This is a genomic window from Peribacillus sp. NPDC096447, assembly GCF_044762725.1.
Taxonomy (GTDB): Bacteria; Bacillota; Bacilli; order Bacillales; family DSM-1321; genus Peribacillus.
Genome location: NZ_JBIWEV010000008.1, coordinates 16,961 through 34,066 on the forward strand (window position 1 = coordinate 16,961; position 17,106 = coordinate 34,066).

The following is a 17,106-nucleotide window of genomic DNA, read 5'->3' on the forward strand; positions in this document are numbered from 1 at the left end:
TTCCCATAATCCTATCTTTAATAGCTATGTATTTCTTAATTAATCATTAGCCTGGTTAAATCCTTCCATATATCTAGGAAAAACGAAAAATCTATGTTTTCATAAGTTAAAATGAATGCCTTAAAGTTAGAAATGTATGATTTTGTGAAATTATCGTACATTCAAATCATTGGTACATAAGGGTTTGAAGAAGGGGAGGGCGATGATGATGACACAACAAAAAAATGTGCAGCCGATCCGGGATCAGCAGCAGTTAGAAGATATGAAATGGGCGCTGAAGCGCCATTGTTCGGAGCGCGATTACATCCTGTTTGTTGTATGCTGTGAGACCGGCCTACGTGTGGGGGACCTACTCAAGCTCACCACGAAGCAGATTCTGGACCTTAAAGCTTAAAGGCAAACAAAACAAGATTCTTCGGGTCAAGGAAGGGAGAACGCCCCATTCGCCAGATTTTTTCTCTCTTAATGGTTAGTTCTATTTATCATTGTATAAATGTAACCTCTTTACTAATTTCCATATTTTTCACCTCCTATTTGGACGTGAATGCGTTTTCATTTAAATTTGCAATGATAACGTTGTAAAATTTCCTGTTTAAATAATCAACTATTTTCACCTCTTAATTTACTAAACATATTGGTGTATAATAAATAAATCCATATAAAGACGGAGATGAATGCTTTGGTTACAATTACTGATATCGCGAAGCTTGCCGGAGTTGCTAAGAGTACAGTTTCACGTTATCTAAATAATGGTTCTGTTAGTGAGGCAACGAAAAATAAAATCGAACGTGTGATAAATGAAACCAGCTATGCTCCTAATGCCTTCGCTCAAAGTTTAAAAGCAAAGAAAACTAATATAATCGGTACCATTGTACCGAGACTTGATTCGTATGCTTCTTCTCATACGTTAATTGGCATTGATGAACAATTAAGAGAACTAAATTATCAAATGCTGATCTCAAATACCGGTCAGGATTTAGATCGGGAAATTGAAAATATTTACACACTGGCTAAGCAAAAGGTTGCGGGAATGATTTTGCTTCCATCCCAAGTTACAGACGCCCATTTAGAGGCCTTCAAAGAGCTGCACTTGCCCGTTTTACTGGTTGGTCAGCAGCATGAAACAATTCACAGCATCATACACAATGATTATGAAGCAGCATATGATCTCGGAAAACATGTGCTGGAAAAAGGTCACCGTAAGATTGCTTTTTTGGGCGTAACAGGAAAAGATATTGCTGTAGGAGTCATGCGAAAAAAAGGATTTCAGCGGGCGATAGATGAAAAATCAGACTGTGAAGTAAGGTATTATGAAACAAGCTTCAGCATAACAGATGCATTAATCAATGTCCCCTCTATTATTGACGAATTCACTCCCTCTATTATCGTATGTGCAACTGATAATATAGCGATTGGTGCTTTGAAAGCAGCTTATTTAAGAGGTTTAAAAATCCCAGAAGACTTGTCGATCACTGGATTTGGAGGTTATGAAGTAACAGAGATGATACACCCAGGCATAACTACAGCGAAATTTTACTACAAAGAAGCAGGACAAATGGCAGCTAAAAGTATCGTAAAGCTTGTTAACGGGGAAGAATTACCAAAATTATCTCTATCAAAATATAAAATTATTGAAAGAGAAAGCGTTGACAATCGTTTACTACACCGATTATAATCAAAATGAAATCGGTTACCAAATATTTCCCTTCTAAAATGTAACCGGTTTCTGTGAATCAACTTGTTGATATTATATTTTTTTGGTTTATGCTGGAACCGGTTCCGTCGCTTAATATATTCATATATTTTTTTGAATTCAAACGGAACCGGTTCCAAATCAGCGTTTATAAACGTTTAAAAGGAGGATCATTATGAATTATAAAGAAGTATCCCAGGAAATATTGGAGGCAATCGGCGGGAAAGAAAATGTGGCAGCTGCAGCACACTGTGCGACTCGGCTCCGCTTAGCTTTACATGATGAAGATAAAGTCGATCAAGCAAAACTAGATGAGATGGATGCAGTAAAGGGAACATATTCAACTGGAGGACAATACCAGATTATTATCGGTGCGGGAACTGTTAATGAAGTATACAAAGAGTTTTCAAAGCTAACTGGACTTACTGAAATGTCGACGAAAGATGTAAAAGATGCTGGTTCGAAGAAAATGAATCCGCTTCAGCGCTTTGTAAAAATGCTTTCTGATATTTTTGTTCCTATTATTCCTGCAATTGTTGCCGGCGGTCTATTGATGGGGATTAACAACTTGCTCACAGCACCTGACTTATTTATCGCAGGGCAATCCATTGTCGAAGCTAACCCGGGATTCGCAGATTTAGCAGCTCTAATTAATACATTTGCCAACGCAGCATTTGTATTCCTTCCAATCTTAATCGGTTTCTCTGCCACACAGCGGTTTGGCGGAAATCCTTATCTGGGTGCTACACTTGGAATGTTAATGGTTCACCCTGACTTATTGAATGGTTGGGGATACGGAGGAGCCTTAGTAAGCGGTGAAATTCAGGTCTGGAATATTCTCGGATTTGAAATTGAAAAAATCGGATATCAAGGCACTGTGTTGCCAGTACTTGTTGCTTCCTTTATTTTAGCAAAAATAGAAACGTATTTGCGAAAAGTCATTCCTTCCGCACTAGACAATATTCTAACACCATTATTGACAATTTTTATTACTGGTATCTTAACGTTCACAGTAGTAGGACCGATTACTCGTGCTACAGGGAACTTATTAACAGACGGTCTCATCTTCTTATATGATGGAACTGGTTTTATCGGAGGAGCTATATTTGGACTTCTTTACGCACCAATCGTTATCACAGGTATGCATCATAGCTTTATTGCTGTAGAAACACAATTACTTTCTGATATTTCAAAAACTGGGGGCTCATTTATTTTCGTAATTGCAGCAATGTCCAATATTGCTCAAGGTGCAGCAACCCTTGCAGTTACTTTCATTACGAAAGATAAAAAAACAAAAGGTACGGCATCTGCAGCGGGTATTTCGGCTCTTTTAGGGATTTCAGAACCTGCAATGTTCGGTGTTAACTTAAAACTGAAGTATCCATTTATTGGAGCAATTATAGGTTCAGGAGTGGCTTCTGCTTTCGTCACCTTCTTCAAAGTAAAGGCGATTGCACTTGGCGCTGCAGGTCTACCAGGGATTATTTCAATAAAAACAGATACAATTATCTTTTATATAATTGGTATGGCCATTTCCTTTGCTGTTGCCTTTATCGCAACATTCAGTTTAGCAAATCGGACAGATAAAAAAGTTGCTGCCCTTTCTCGAAAAGAAGCAGCCTAATTAATATGAAAAGGGCTGTTCGAAACAAGGAACAGTCCTCTGATTTTTTAAAGGAGTCTGATCACATGGGATGGACAAAAGAACAGCGTTATCGCCGCGTTGAAGATGTTAATCAGGTAGAGCTGCAAAATTTGCAAACAAGAGTAAATGAATGCACATGGCGACAAACCTTTCATATACAGCCTTTATCCGGCCTACTTAATGACCCTAATGGCTTCTCTTTTTATCATGGCGAGTACCATTTATTCTACCAATGGTTTCCACTTGGTCCTGTACATGGGTTGAAGTATTGGTATCATACGAAATCAAAAGATCTTGTTTCTTGGGAAAATGCCGGCATCGGGATCGCACCGGATGATTATTATGACAGCCATGGAGCCTATTCCGGAAGTGCTATTGAATATGAAGGAAAACTATATTTATTTTATACCGGCAACACCCGTGATGAGAATTGGCAAAGACATCCCTATCAATGTATCGCCATCATGGAGAAAACGGGACAAATTGAAAAATTGACCCATCCATTCATTCGGGACGTACCAGAAGGATATACTAATCATTTCCGCGACCCGAAAGTTTGGAGAGAAAATGATACCTTTTATGCAGTAATCGGTGCACAGCGGAAAGACAAAACAGGATGTGTCGTCCTATATCGTTCCTCTAATCTAGTAAACTGGACATTTGAAGGAGAGTTACAAACTGACCTTGGAACTTTTGGATATATGTGGGAATGTCCAGATTATTTTGAACTGCAAAACTATGGTGTACTGATGTTTTCTCCACAAGGTTTGGAGCCCAAGGGAGACCTTTACCACAATATTTATCAATCCGGTTATGTTATTGGCAGCAAGCTAGATACAATAACCCACTCATTATCACATGGCTCTTTTCAGGAGCTTGACAGAGGCTTTGATTTTTATGCGCCGCAAACAATGGTTAATCCTGACGGAAGGCGTATCCTTGTCGGATGGATGGGCTTGCCTGAAATCGACTTACCCACAGACAAAAATGGCTGGGCGCATTGTTTAACACTGCCAAGAGAATTATCTGTTCGAAACGGCAAACTGATTCAGCGGCCAGTGCAGGAACTTCAAGCGCTACGCAGGCAGGAAACTGAAGTAAAAGGTGTTTTGAAGAACACCAAGAACATGTATGAAGAATTCAAAGGAGTATCCTATGAAATGGTATGTGAATTTGAAAACAACGATGCCGTTGAATTTGGTATTGAATTCAGGGCCGGTGATGATGAAAAAACGGTCATTAAATATGATACTGTAGAGAAAAAAGTCATTCTTGACCGCTCTTCTTCAGGTGAGACCGTTGGAGAAGCTTATGGAACAATCCGAAAATGCTTTGTGAATACCAAAAAAATTAAGTTTCATTTATTTGTAGATACCTCTTCTGTTGAGATTTTCATCAATGACGGTGAAGAAGTATTCACGAGCCGGATTTTCCCTCGTGAAAACAGAAATGAAATTCGTTTCTTTGCATTATCTGGAAGCACCACTTTTCAAGCAAAAAAATGGAGTTATGTATGAAAGCGAGAGGTAAGGTATGAGAAATTTATATGCAATCGGTGAAGTATTAATTGATTTTATCCCCCTTCAAAAAGGAATCGCACTAAAAGATGTAATGGAATTCGAGCGTGCTCCAGGAGGCGCTCCAGCGAATGTTGCTGTATCAGTTGCCAGAAATGGCGGCAATGCATCGATAATTACTAAGCTCGGAATGGATTCATTTGGGGACTTTCTTTTAGAACAATTGCAGCAAGCCGGCGTGAAAATAGATAAAATTACGAGAACGAATGAAGCCAACACAGGCCTTGCTTTTGTATCTTTGCTTGAAAATGGTGAACGTGATTTCTCTTTCTACCGCAATCCTTCTGCAGATTTGCTGCTTCATGAGACTGAAATTAACGATAGCTGGTTTGCAAACGGCGACCTCCTCCACTTCTGTTCAGTCGATTTAGTGGAAAGTCCTATGAAGCATGCGCATGTGAAAGCCATTACTTCTGTAAAAGCAAAAGGCGGAATCATCAGCTTTGACCCAAATGTCCGCCTTCCGCTTTGGACTGATCCTGAAGAATGCCGGAAAACGATTTTAGAGTTTGTTCCAATGGTTCATATTGTGAAAATTTCTGATGAAGAGCTTGAGTTTATTACCGGGATTACTGACAAAGAAAAAGCAGTTTCTTCGTTATTTACTGGTGCTGTTAAAGCAGTAATTTATACAAAAGGAGCTAAAGGTGCCGAATTATATGTAAGAGGTAAAAAATACGAATCAACCGGGTATCGCGTTGGCGTACAGGATACAACAGGGGCTGGGGATGCATTTATCGGAGGCTTGCTGTATCAGTTATTAGAAAAAGACGTTCGGCAAGGAAATCTGGAAGAAGTTCTTGAACTTCATCACCAAGAAATCCTAAGCTTTGCAAACGCTAGTGGCGCTCTTACTACGACTGGAAAAGGAGCAATCTCTTCCATTCCGGCCAAAGAAGCGATTTATCAACTGCAGCAAATCGATCAATAATGGCGCCTGCCCTAAACGGAAAAGTACCGACCGATTGGCTTGCTAAGTTGATAAGGACCGATTAAAAGGCCTTGGAGCTGCGGGCGTTTTGGAGATAGGAAATAACATCTAGGCAATTTTTGGACCGAAATCAGACCAGCTAAAAGAACAAACCAAAAAAGTGATTGCTTAAGAAATTTGCTGTTCAGCCAGAATATTAAAAATAATTGGAGGTATTACCTTGTTAAAAAACTTATTTGGAAAAAAAACAAAAATTTCGGAAATAAAATTAGTATCGCCAATTGAAGGAGAAATTTTAAAGCTTGAAGATGTACCGGATCCAGTTTTTTCACAGAAAATGATGGGAGATGGTATTGCTTTCTTTCCTATCGAAGGGAAGGTAGTGGCGCCGGCTGATGCAAAAGTCATCAATGTCTTCCCGACGAAGCATGCCATTGCATTGGAAACGGCAGAAGGGCTGGAAATATTGATTCATATTGGATTGGACACGGTTAACATGAAAGGAGAAGGGTTTTCCGTTTGTGTGGCAGAAGGTAACCAGGTTAAAGCAGGAGACATTTTGGTCACCTACAGCCTTGAACTGGTAAAGGAAAAAGCATCAAGTACTATTACACCGATGATCATTACCAATGGAGACATTGTGACAAATTTAGAGTATCACTATAGTGGACAATCTGTAGCCGGTAAAACGACCGTTCTGGTAGTTACCTTAAAATAGGAGAATGAGTAAAATAGAAGAAACTCGTTAAAGAACTAAAGAACATATGACCAAGAGATGTCCACCCCAGAAATGGGGTGTTTTTATTTTGACTAAGTTGGTATCATAACTTAACGGAATTGTGTTACATTAGGTGATAATTTGCACTTATTTTAAGTGCTATTTTGCACGTATATTATTACTGCAGTTTTCCGGGGCTGCCATTTGGTGACCTTTTTGCTTAATGAACTAAAGAGGCAGGTAAGTTCGGAGCTGTCTTTAAGGCAGCTTTTTCTTATGCAACTTTCGGGGCAGTTTAGTTGAATAAGGAAATCAAGTTTATATATATTTTGTCCATCAACTTTACATTGTAATGTAATCCTTTCTATCGTTTTATAAGATTAAAATGGAATTATTACATCAATGGGGTTCTAACTCCTCTCAAAGTAGTCTAAGGGCATGTTTTGATTAATCTTTTCTAATAGCATTAATTTGATTAAACTTTATTTTACAGCTATAGAGAAAACCCCTTGGCCGTCAAGGGGTTTTTGGAGGGTGCCTTTAAGAGTGAATAACTTTAAGATCCATTTCGGGAAATCTTTATTTACATAGGATTAAAACTCAATTCTAATTTTTTGCGCTTTGCTAATTTTTTTCTGGTCTTTATCAAATACATCACTTGTTGTTATTTCAATCCACTTAATGTCCTTTGCTTCCTTGTGGCCGGACTCATTTTGCCCCTCTTTATGCCCGTGATCATCACCTGTAGCATTTACAATAAAACCAAGGTTTCCAAATTTTGTACCGTTTCCTTCAATTTCACCGTTTAATTCTTCAAGGTAAATATCTTTCTGCCAATCAAAAGTTTCGCCTGTGTTCGTTTCAATTAATGCGATTGGTGCGAAATTCACTTTCTCTGAAGATTTGTTTTTGATCTCAACGAAAACTTTAACAAAATCGAACTCCTCATCATGTGTTAATACGTGAAAATAATCGATCATACCATAATCAGGTCTTAAGTGAATCAATTTCATCTCTCTTACTGTTAATTCTATCGATCCAAGTTCATACGTTTTATTAACATTTTTAATCTCTTTTAAAGTGGCTTCCCCTTTTGGGTCTGCATATGTTTGACCAACCTTTTGCAATGAATGGTCATCTGTTACTTGAGGATTAGGCTGGTACTCGTCAATTTTGCTTTGATTCTTTTGCTGTTTCGTTTCATCATTTTTTTCATTGATGTTATTTTCTTTTTGGTTTTCGTTCCCTGAATTTTTTTCATCGTTTTCAGGACTGGCATTTGATGAACAGCCAACAAGCAGCATGATTAAAAATAATATAGAAAGAGTCTTTTTCATGATGATTCCTCCGTATGATTCTATATTAAAAAAAGTTCCCGTTGCTTGCTATAGCAACGGGATATTTTTAGCTTACCCATTTATTTCTTACTTATCTTGAATTTTAATATCGTAATCTAGGACATCAAAAACATTTTTTGCAATTTCAGTGTTGTCGATTTGTCCAGCAAATTTTTCACTTGATGGTCCGAATGCATACACAGGAACATCTTCACCTGTATGTCCGCCTGTTGTCCACCCAGTGTGAGAACGCTTATTGAAAATGTTCTCAATCGCATTATCGATATCAAGAACTTTTTTTGTTTTAGCTGCGTCTTCAACTGATTGAATTTCTTTTTCTGTTAATGCTAGAATATTTTGATCAATATACTTTTTCAATGTTGCTGCAACACCTGCGCCGTTAGCAATTTCTTCAGCCATGAAATCAGGTGTCCGCTTTGCGGCTTTGATTGGTTCGCTAAACCAGTTGTAAATTCCGTCCGCACCAATCGAGTATCCGCCAGTTGAGTGGTCCGCTGTTGCTACTACTAATGTATGCTTGTCTTTTTTTGCAAACTCAATTGCTGCTTTATATGCTTGTTCAAAGTCATCCATTTCACTCATAGCGCCAACAATATCATTGTCATGTCCTGCCCAATCTATCTGGCTTCCTTCTACCATTAGGAAGAAGCCGTCTTTATCTTTGTTTAATTTTGAAAGAGCAGTGTTTGTCATTTCTTTTAATGAAGGAACTTCTTCTGTACGGTCAATTTTCTTTGGAAGCCCGCCATCAGCAAATAGACCAAGAACTTTGCCGTTTGTATCTTTTAACATGTCTTCACGGTTTTCCACATAGCTGTATCCAGCTTTTTTGAATTCTTCTGTTAGATTGCGGTCTTTACGTTCGAAGTTGCTCTTACCGCCACCAAGAAGAACGTCGATTTTATGTTGGCCATTCACCATTTCATCAAAATAATCATCAGCAATTGAGTTCATGTTTTTACGGCTGTGATCATGTGATCCGAAAGAAGCAGGTGTTGCATGTGTAATTTCAGAAGTTGCAACAAGACCTGTTGCTTTTCCTTTTTCTCTAGCAGCTTCAAGAACCGTTTTTGCTTCTGAACCATCATTGTCAACTGCAATCGCGCTATTATATGTTTTAATACCTGCAGACATGGCAGTTGCTGCAGAAGCAGAGTCCGTTACGTTTTGTTCAGGGTCTTCCGGATAAGTTGTTTGTTGTCCAACAAGGTATTGATCAAATGTTGTTGATTCTACAACTTTTGTTGATGGATCGTCTTTTAAATAACGATGTGCAGAAGTATAAGAAACTCCCATGCCATCACCGATTAAAACAATGACGTTTTTGATTTCCCCATTATTCGTTGCTTTCTTATTCACAGAATCCTCTGCACTTACATGCGAGAAATCACCAATTAAACCACTAAAGGCAACTGTTGAAAGAACAGCTACTGGTAATAACTTTTTCTTTAACTTCTTTTTGAACAATGTTGTTACCTCCAATTGTTGTCGTATCCTTACAAGGAGAATTATAGGGGGAGTATATTAATGTAATTTTAATAGGTTGTAAATTAAACGTTAAAATTACCAATATTTATTTTTATTAATAAGAAACAAATCTCAATGCGCCCTGTATTCGAGTGAGTGAACAGATAAAAACTTATACATATCTGTTAAGCTAACGGGTGAGTTAGCTGAAGATTAGCGCTGTCTTTAAGGTAGTGCTTTTTAAAAATTATAGAATGTTATAATGAGAGATAGAGAGAGGGGGAATTGAATGAGTAAAGCAATTATTTTTGATATGGATGGAACCTTATTTCAAACAAATTTAATTTTAGAGCCTGCCCTAGAAGAAACATTTGATGTACTACGAAAAGAAAATTTATGGGATACTAAAACACCGATTGAACAGTATAGGGAAATTATGGGTGTGCCTCTGCCAGTTGTATGGAAAACACTTTGCCCAAACCACTCACTAGAAATACGAGTAAAGAGCAATGAGATTTTTCATAAAAAGCTTATAGAACTAATCCAAGCACAAAAAGGTGCATTATATGCTGATGTGGAGAGAACATTAAATGAGTTAAGTAAAAAGTATCCCTTATTTATTGCCAGTAATGGACAGATAGAATATTTACAAGCAATTGTAGAAACTTATAATTTGGATAGATTTATTCAAAATACATATAGTATCCAACTAATTAGATCTGGGCATAAATCAGATTTAGTGCAAATGGTGAAAAATAAAAATCAAATTGGAAATGGTTACGTTGTCGGAGACCGTTCTTCAGATATATCTGCTGCTAAGGATAATGAACTTATTGCCGTTGGTGTGAACTTTGACTTTGCTCAAGAAGATGAATTAAAACAAGCTGATTTTGTAGTGAATAATTTCAAAGAAATCTTAGAGTTAGTTTAAAATCTAAAGGACCGCCAATTGGCGGCCTTTTGAAAGTGCGATTCTTAGCAAAGTGAAAAAATAACCTTAATGAACTATCGGGGCAGGATAGTTCAAGAGTGCTGTTTGAACTTTGTTCAACAATTGGGCCAGGTTGTTAAAGAACAGAAGCGAATTGCTTTTGCGATTTCGGAGTATCAGTTAATCCCAAAGTGAACAAAATATTACCATTCTATGTTTCTATTCATTTTTTTCCTCCTGAACCTTCTAAACTCCCAATAAACTTTGACTATATTAACGAGAATCTTGTTGAATTCAAAAAACTTGCATTATTAATTATTTTTATTATAATACTTGTATACAAGTGTACTTGAACTCTATTAGAAGGTGAATATATGGCTGAATCAAAGGAATTTCTTTATCCTGTAAAATGGCTTTCAAAAGCTTCAGCTGGTGATCGTGTTACATCCGAGCTTAGAATGCGTATTATTTCGGGGATGATTGAAAGCGGTGCCATCCTATCAGAAAATAAATTAGCTGCTGATTTCAGTGTAAGCCGCTCTCCCATTCGTGAAGCGTTAAAAATATTGGCCTCTGAAAATATCATCCGATTAGAAAGAATGGGTGCGGTTGTCATTGGTTTAACAGAAAAAAAGTATGCAGAAATTTATGATGTACGTATACTTATCGAGACGTTTGTATTTGAACGTCTAGTGAGGATGAACACGAATGAATTAGTAATGGAGCTTAGTAAAATATTAGAGATGATGAAAATCTCCATAAAATACCAAGATGCTGATGAGTTTTCCTACCAGGATGTCCTATTCCATGAAACGATCATTCGGTCCATCAATCATTCTTACATCCTGATGATCTGGGATAATTTAAAACCTGTGATGGAAAGTTTGATTCTTCTATCCATGCGTTCTCGTTTTAAAGAAAAGTATGAAGACTTTACACGGATCACAAATAATCATCAACTTTATATTGATGCGATCAGAACAAAAGATCGAGACCTCATGATTAAGTCGTTACATGTAAACTTTGATGATGTTCAAGAGAAGGTTGAAGACTTATGGATGGCCCAACAGATGCTTTCAAAAGGAGTCGAAAAAGAAAATGACTAGGTATATGTTAGGTGTAGACATCGGTACAACAAGTACAAAAGCTGTATTATTCACGGAAAAAGGCGATGTCATCCAGCAAGAGAATATTGGCTATCCTCTTTACACACCGGATATGACAACGGCGGAACAAGACCCTGAGGAGATTTTCCAGGCTGTTCTGAAAGCCTTTTCAAATATAACGAAGCAGCATCCAGATAAAAAACCATCATTCATTTCATTTAGCAGTGCGATGCATAGTGTTATAGCTATGGATGAAAATGACCAGCCGCTAACCGCTTGCATCACTTGGGCAGATAATCGCAGTGAAGCTTGGGCCCATAAAATAAAGGATGAATTAGATGGGCATGAAGTTTACAAACGAACCGGAACACCGATTCACCCGATGTCACCTTTATCCAAAATCGCCTGGATCGTGAATGATCGCCCGGAGATTGCAACCAATGTTAAAAAGTATATCGGGATTAAAGAATATATCTTTAAAAAGTTCTTTGATCAATATGTTGTCGATTATTCCCTTGCTTCATCGATGGGCATGTTGAATCTCAAAAACTTGGATTGGGATGAGGACGCCCTAAGAATTGCTGGAATAACCCGTGATCAATTATCTGAACTCGTACCAACTACAAAAATCTTTAACAACTGTGACCCGGAATTGGCCAAACAGATCGGGATTGACCCAGAAACTTCTTTTGTCATTGGGGCAAGTGATGGTGTCCTTTCAAATCTAGGTGTAAACGCTATCCGGAAAGGTGAAATCGCTGTCACGATTGGGACAAGCGGTGCGATTCGGACGATTATAGACGAGCCTAAAACAGACGAAAAAGGAAGAATCTTTTGCTATGCCTTAACGGAAAAGCATTGGGTGATTGGCGGGCCGGTAAACAATGGCGGGATGGTCCTTCGCTGGATTCGCGATGAATTTGCTTCATCCGAGGTAGAAACGGCTAAACGACTCGGAATCGACGCTTATGAAGTCTTGACCAAGATTGCCGAACGTGTAAGACCAGGCGCTGATGGATTGTTATTCCATCCATATCTTGCAGGTGAACGTGCACCATTATGGAATCCGGACGTACGGGGTTCATTTTTCGGATTAACACTGTCGCATAAGAAAGAACATATGATTCGAGCGGCTCTGGAGGGTGTCATTTACAATTTATACACAGTATTTTTAGCCTTAACCGAATGCATGGACGGTCCCGTGACCCGAATTCAAGCTACGGGAGGCTTCGCAAGGTCGGCTGTTTGGCGGCAAATGATGTCCGATATCTTCGAATCGGAAGTCGTGGTTCCAGAAAGCTACGAAAGTTCGTGCCTGGGTGCTTGTATATTAGGGTTATATGCCACTGGGGAAATTGATTCCTTCGAAGTGGTTTCTGAAATGATAGGCAATACCCACAAGCACACACCGAAAGCTGATTCTGTAAAAGAATATAGGCAGCTACTGCCGATTTTCATTAACCTATCAAGGGTATTGGAAAACGAATATACACAGATTGCGGATTATCAAAGAAACTTAATAAATGCTGCAAAGTAAAGACATGGGGGGATTACAATGCCATTAGTTATTGTCGCTTTAGGAATTGTCGCTTTATTAATTTTAATAATGGGTTTAAAATTAAACACCTTTATTTCCTTGATCATTGTATCATTTGGCGTGGCTTTAGCACTTGGGATGCCACTTGACGGAATTGTCAAAACCATTGAAGCTGGATTAGGCGGAACACTTGGCCACTTAGCGTTAATCTTTGGACTTGGAGCGATGTTGGGTAAGTTGATCGCAGATTCAGGCGGAGCGCAACGCATTGCCATGACCCTTGTTAAAAAATTCGGTGAAAAGAATATTCAATGGGCAGTTGTAGCAGCATCATTTATTATCGGTGTCGCATTATTTTTTGAAGTGGGCTTAGTATTATTGATTCCAATCGTATTTGCGATTTCAAGAGAATTAAAAGTTTCGATATTATATCTTGGTATTCCAATGGTAGCGGCATTATCCGTAACACACGGTTTCTTGCCGCCGCACCCAGGACCGACCGTTATCGCTGGTGAATATGGCGCAGACATTGGTCAGGTTTTACTTTACGGCTTCATCATTGCGGTTCCAACCGTTATTTTAGCTGGACCAGTATTTACGAAGATAGCTAAAAGATTAGTACCTGAATCATTTACGAAAACAGGCAGCATTGCCTCTTTAGGAGAACAAAAATCGTTTAAACTTGAAGATACACCTGGATTTGGAATCAGTGTATTTACTGCTTTACTTCCGGTTATATTAATGTCAATTGCTACAATTATCACTTTGATGCAAAAAACAATGGGATTTGAAGATAATGGTTTACTGGCAGCTATCCGTTTCATTGGGGAAGCAGGTACTTCCATGTTGCTTTCCTTATTATTTGCGGTCTATTCAATGGGATTGGCAAGAAAGATTCCAATGAAAGATATTATGGAATCTTGTACTTCGGCGATTCTGCATATCGGAATGATGCTCTTGATCATTGGGGGCGGCGGAGCCTTCAAACAAGTATTGATTGACGGCGGTGTAGGTGACTATGTTGCTGAATTATTCAAAGGAACATCATTATCACCAATCTTGCTTGCCTGGATCATCGCGGCAATCCTGCGTATTTCATTGGGATCTGCTACCGTTGCAGCCTTAACGACAGCTGGTTTAGTTATTCCGATGTTAGGTCAGACGGACGTTAACCTTGCTCTAGTCGTACTTGCTACCGGAGCGGGAAGTTTAATCGCTTCACACGTTAACGATGCTGGTTTCTGGATGTTTAAAGAGTATTTTGGTTTAAGCATGAAAGAAACATTTGCAACGTGGACTTTGCTTGAGACGATCATTTCAGTAGCTGGATTAGGATTCATTCTATTACTAAGCTTATTTGTATAGGCTTTCCCCGGCAGTAAATCCCCCACTTATGGCAGGGATTTACTGCCTATTATTCTTACATAGAAGGAGCAGAAATAAATGTTAAATACAATTGGTGTCATTGGTTTAGGGGTAATGGGCAGTAATATCGCGTTAAATATGGCTAGTAAAGGGGAACAAGTGGCTGTCTATAACTACACAAGAGATTTAACGGATCAGCTTGTTGCTGAATTGGACGGTCAGTCGATCCATCCGTATTACGAAATCCAAGAATTTGTTAAGTCACTGGAAACTCCAAGAAAGATTTTTCTAATGGTGACTGCGGGTAAACCGATCGACTCGGTGATCACTTCATTACTTCCTCATCTTGAATCAGGCGATATTATCATGGACGGCGGTAACTCCCATTACGAGGATACTGAACGCAGATATGATGAATTGAAATCTAAAGGATTCAGTTATGTAGGAATTGGTATTTCCGGAGGAGAAGTCGGGGCGTTAAAAGGACCTTCAATCATGCCAGGCGGAGATAAGGACGCCTATGAAAAAGTAGCTCCAATCCTGACAAAAATCGCAGCCAAAGTAAATGATGATCCTTGCTGTACCTATATCGGTCCAAAAGGAGCAGGTCATTTTGTAAAAATGGTACATAACGGGATTGAGTATGCGGATATGCAATTAATCGCCGAAGCTTATACGTTTTTAAGAGAAAAATTGCATTTAGAAGTTAATGAAATTGCTGACATCTTCGAAACATGGAATCAAGGCGAACTGAAAAGTTATTTAATCGAAATCACAGCGGAAATTTTAAGGAAGAAAGATGAAGTAACGGGCTTACCCTTGATCGATGTGATTCTTGATAAAGCAGGACAAAAAGGCACAGGAAAATGGACCAGCATGCAAGCAATTGATAACGGGATACCAGCATCGATTATTACAGAGTCTTTGTTTGCTCGCTACATTTCCGCTTTAAAAGAAGAACGGGTTCATGCAGAAAACATTCTAACAGGGCCTGAGAACGTTCAGCAAAAATTAGATAAAAATGAGTGGATTGACTATATTAGGCAAGCATTATATATGGGCAAGGTTTGTGCATACGCGCAAGGTTTCACTCAATATAAAATGAGTTCTGAACTTAACGGCTGGGATTTGCCTTTAAAGGATATTGCGCTTATTTTCCGCGGCGGCTGCATCATTCGGGCAGAATTTTTAAACGTCATTAGCGAAGCCTATCAAGAGCAGCCGAATCTGGCCAATTTATTGATTTCACCATATTTCGCTGAAAAGGTTGCAGATTACCAGGTGGGATTGCGAAAGGTTGTCTGTGAGGGAATAAATTCTGGCACCTCGTTTCCATGTTTAGGCTCTTCACTTACTTATTACGATAGTTATCGAACAGGCATCTCAAATGCTAACCTTTTGCAAGCACAACGTGATTATTTTGGTGCGCATACCTATGAACGACGTGATTTGGCAGGGGTCTTCCATACAAACTGGCAGTGATGGAAAGTGACAAAAGAAATAGTCATACCGTTCATGAAGTTGAAACAGGTACTTTACTTCAATAAAGAGTTGCTTTGGCAGCTCTTTTTTCTTATGTAAAAGTGCAGGTAGTGGTAAAGGAATTTTTAGTCAGGGCAAAATGATTGATTGCGTTATTTCGAACCATGGGTGAACTTCAAAATAGAAAAAGTCTTGTTGGAAAAGATTGACGGGCAACGAATAATATTTTTGGGGGAGGTTTAATACTCAGGTTAAGTGGTATATAAATGATATCGGTTTATAGCATTTAATTCATTCTCTACCTTGATTTTACAGTCAGGGTTCACAAACGTTTCTTGAATAATGTCGGCAAGTGGCACATATTCTTCTTTTGGGTATTTCCATTATTTCCGCGTGAAAAAGGAGTGATATATCATGAGGCAAATGTGTATTTACTGTTTTAAATGGGCTGACATAGATACGATGACACCAATTTTTGAACAAGGTAGAGAGTTCGTCAATTATTATTGTGAAGATTGTGTTAATGCTGTTATGGATAATTTGTTTAAACTCCCATACAAACATGCATGCGAACCATCAAGATTCCACTAGCATCAAGAAATGCGATTTAATAGTTAAGCGAGTGTCCTGGAACAGCATAATGAAAGGCCATCTCAAACGAGAAGGGCTTTTTTGTTCGGGTTTTTATTGAAAGATGAATGGGGAGCATATGTAATCATCGGTGCTCACCTAACATGTGAACATCTTAAAAGTTGAAGGCCTCCCCACAGTTTACTGAGGGGAGGCCTTTTCTTATCAAGTAATCCGGGGGTTTAACCCTAGTCATTTCAACCCACTTAAACAACATGATCATACCGAATCTTATTAAGTGGTACTCATAAGGTAGTATATCGGATTGAGGAAAAATATGAATTCGGATTAGATATAAATAATAAAAACAGTTAAAGAAACTAAGCATTTAAGGGGAAGATTAACCTGTTAAAGGAATTCTATGTTTGTTATACTCTTGACGCTGATGTTAAGTGGGAGAAAATAAAAAAAGGATTGAGTAGTAAAAAAGAGGATGTCTTACAAGAAGTCTTAAAAAGGATGGAACACTGTGAGTATTTTATAGTGAAAAGTGAAAGTAAGCATCATATTATTCATACATCTTTAATACGTTATATACGTATTTTTGATAAGAAATAAGTAATCTCACTACTGATATCTTGGAATATAAGTTATGGTTGTATTCTCCTAACAGTCTATCTGGGAGGGGATTTTTCTATGGAAAAAAAGGGCAAACCTTTTCATGCA

12 protein-coding genes and 1 pseudogene are annotated in these 17,106 nt (G+C 38.4%); 11 read left to right on the plus strand and 2 right to left on the minus strand.

The window, feature by feature from the left end; genetic code table 11:
* Positions 1–208: 208 nt before the first annotated feature.
* The 6 genes and pseudogenes from ACIQZD_RS22810 to ACIQZD_RS22835 all read left to right on the plus strand — a co-directional run.
* Positions 209–376 (plus strand): annotated as a pseudogene (locus tag ACIQZD_RS22810) (site-specific integrase); the annotation flags it as partial.
* 303 nt (positions 377–679) lie between these two features.
* Positions 680–1,675, plus strand: a complete 996-nt coding sequence (locus ACIQZD_RS22815; protein ID WP_402906657.1) for a LacI family DNA-binding transcriptional regulator — start codon at positions 680–682, stop codon at positions 1,673–1,675.
* Positions 1,676–1,868: 193 nt separating this feature from the next.
* On the plus strand, positions 1,869–3,317 hold the full coding sequence (locus ACIQZD_RS22820; RefSeq protein WP_061462524.1) for a sucrose-specific PTS transporter subunit IIBC: 1,449 nt from the start codon (positions 1,869–1,871) through the stop codon (positions 3,315–3,317).
* Positions 3,318–3,382: 65 nt separating this feature from the next.
* Positions 3,383–4,855: a sucrose-6-phosphate hydrolase gene (locus tag ACIQZD_RS22825; protein ID WP_034314995.1), complete on the plus strand. Its 1,473-nt coding sequence runs from the start codon at positions 3,383–3,385 to the stop codon at positions 4,853–4,855.
* Between the two features lie 16 nt (positions 4,856–4,871).
* A complete protein-coding gene (locus ACIQZD_RS22830) occupies positions 4,872–5,846 on the plus strand; it encodes a carbohydrate kinase family protein (RefSeq protein WP_402906661.1) in 975 nt (324 codons plus the stop codon).
* A 220-nt stretch (positions 5,847–6,066) separates the two neighbouring features.
* Entirely contained in the window at positions 6,067–6,564 is a 498-nt protein-coding gene (locus ACIQZD_RS22835) for a PTS sugar transporter subunit IIA (protein WP_402906663.1), read from the plus strand.
* Positions 6,565–7,157: 593 nt separating this feature from the next.
* On the opposite strand, the gene ACIQZD_RS22840 is transcribed toward ACIQZD_RS22835, so the two are convergent.
* Together ACIQZD_RS22840 and ACIQZD_RS22845 are read right to left on the minus strand one after the other, a co-directional pair.
* A complete protein-coding gene (locus tag ACIQZD_RS22840) occupies positions 7,158–7,901 on the minus strand; it encodes a hypothetical protein (RefSeq protein ID WP_402906665.1) in 744 nt (247 codons plus the stop codon).
* 87 nt (positions 7,902–7,988) lie between these two features.
* Positions 7,989–9,389 (minus strand): alkaline phosphatase family protein, encoded by a 1,401-nt coding sequence (locus ACIQZD_RS22845; RefSeq protein WP_402906667.1) that lies wholly within the window; start codon positions 9,387–9,389, stop codon positions 7,989–7,991.
* Positions 9,390–9,678: 289 nt separating this feature from the next.
* On the opposite strand from ACIQZD_RS22845, the gene ACIQZD_RS22850 reads away from it, so the two are divergent.
* From ACIQZD_RS22850 to gnd, 5 genes are all read left to right on the plus strand, one after another.
* A complete protein-coding gene (locus ACIQZD_RS22850; RefSeq protein ID WP_402906669.1) occupies positions 9,679–10,320 on the plus strand; it encodes an HAD hydrolase-like protein in 642 nt (213 codons plus the stop codon).
* 374 nt (positions 10,321–10,694) lie between these two features.
* Positions 10,695–11,426, plus strand: a complete 732-nt coding sequence (locus ACIQZD_RS22855; protein WP_402906671.1) for a GntR family transcriptional regulator — start codon at positions 10,695–10,697, stop codon at positions 11,424–11,426.
* Entirely contained in the window at positions 11,419–12,963 is a 1,545-nt protein-coding gene (gene gntK / locus ACIQZD_RS22860; RefSeq protein WP_402906673.1) for a gluconokinase, read from the plus strand. Before ACIQZD_RS22855 ends, gntK begins: the two co-directional genes overlap by 8 nt.
* An 18-nt stretch (positions 12,964–12,981) precedes the next feature.
* Entirely contained in the window at positions 12,982–14,328 is a 1,347-nt protein-coding gene (locus tag ACIQZD_RS22865; RefSeq protein ID WP_137020236.1) for a GntP family permease, read from the plus strand.
* Between the two features lie 78 nt (positions 14,329–14,406).
* On the plus strand, positions 14,407–15,810 hold the full coding sequence (gnd, locus tag ACIQZD_RS22870) for a decarboxylating NADP(+)-dependent phosphogluconate dehydrogenase (protein ID WP_402906676.1): 1,404 nt from the start codon (positions 14,407–14,409) through the stop codon (positions 15,808–15,810).
* The last annotated feature ends 1,296 nt before the right edge of the window (positions 15,811–17,106 follow it).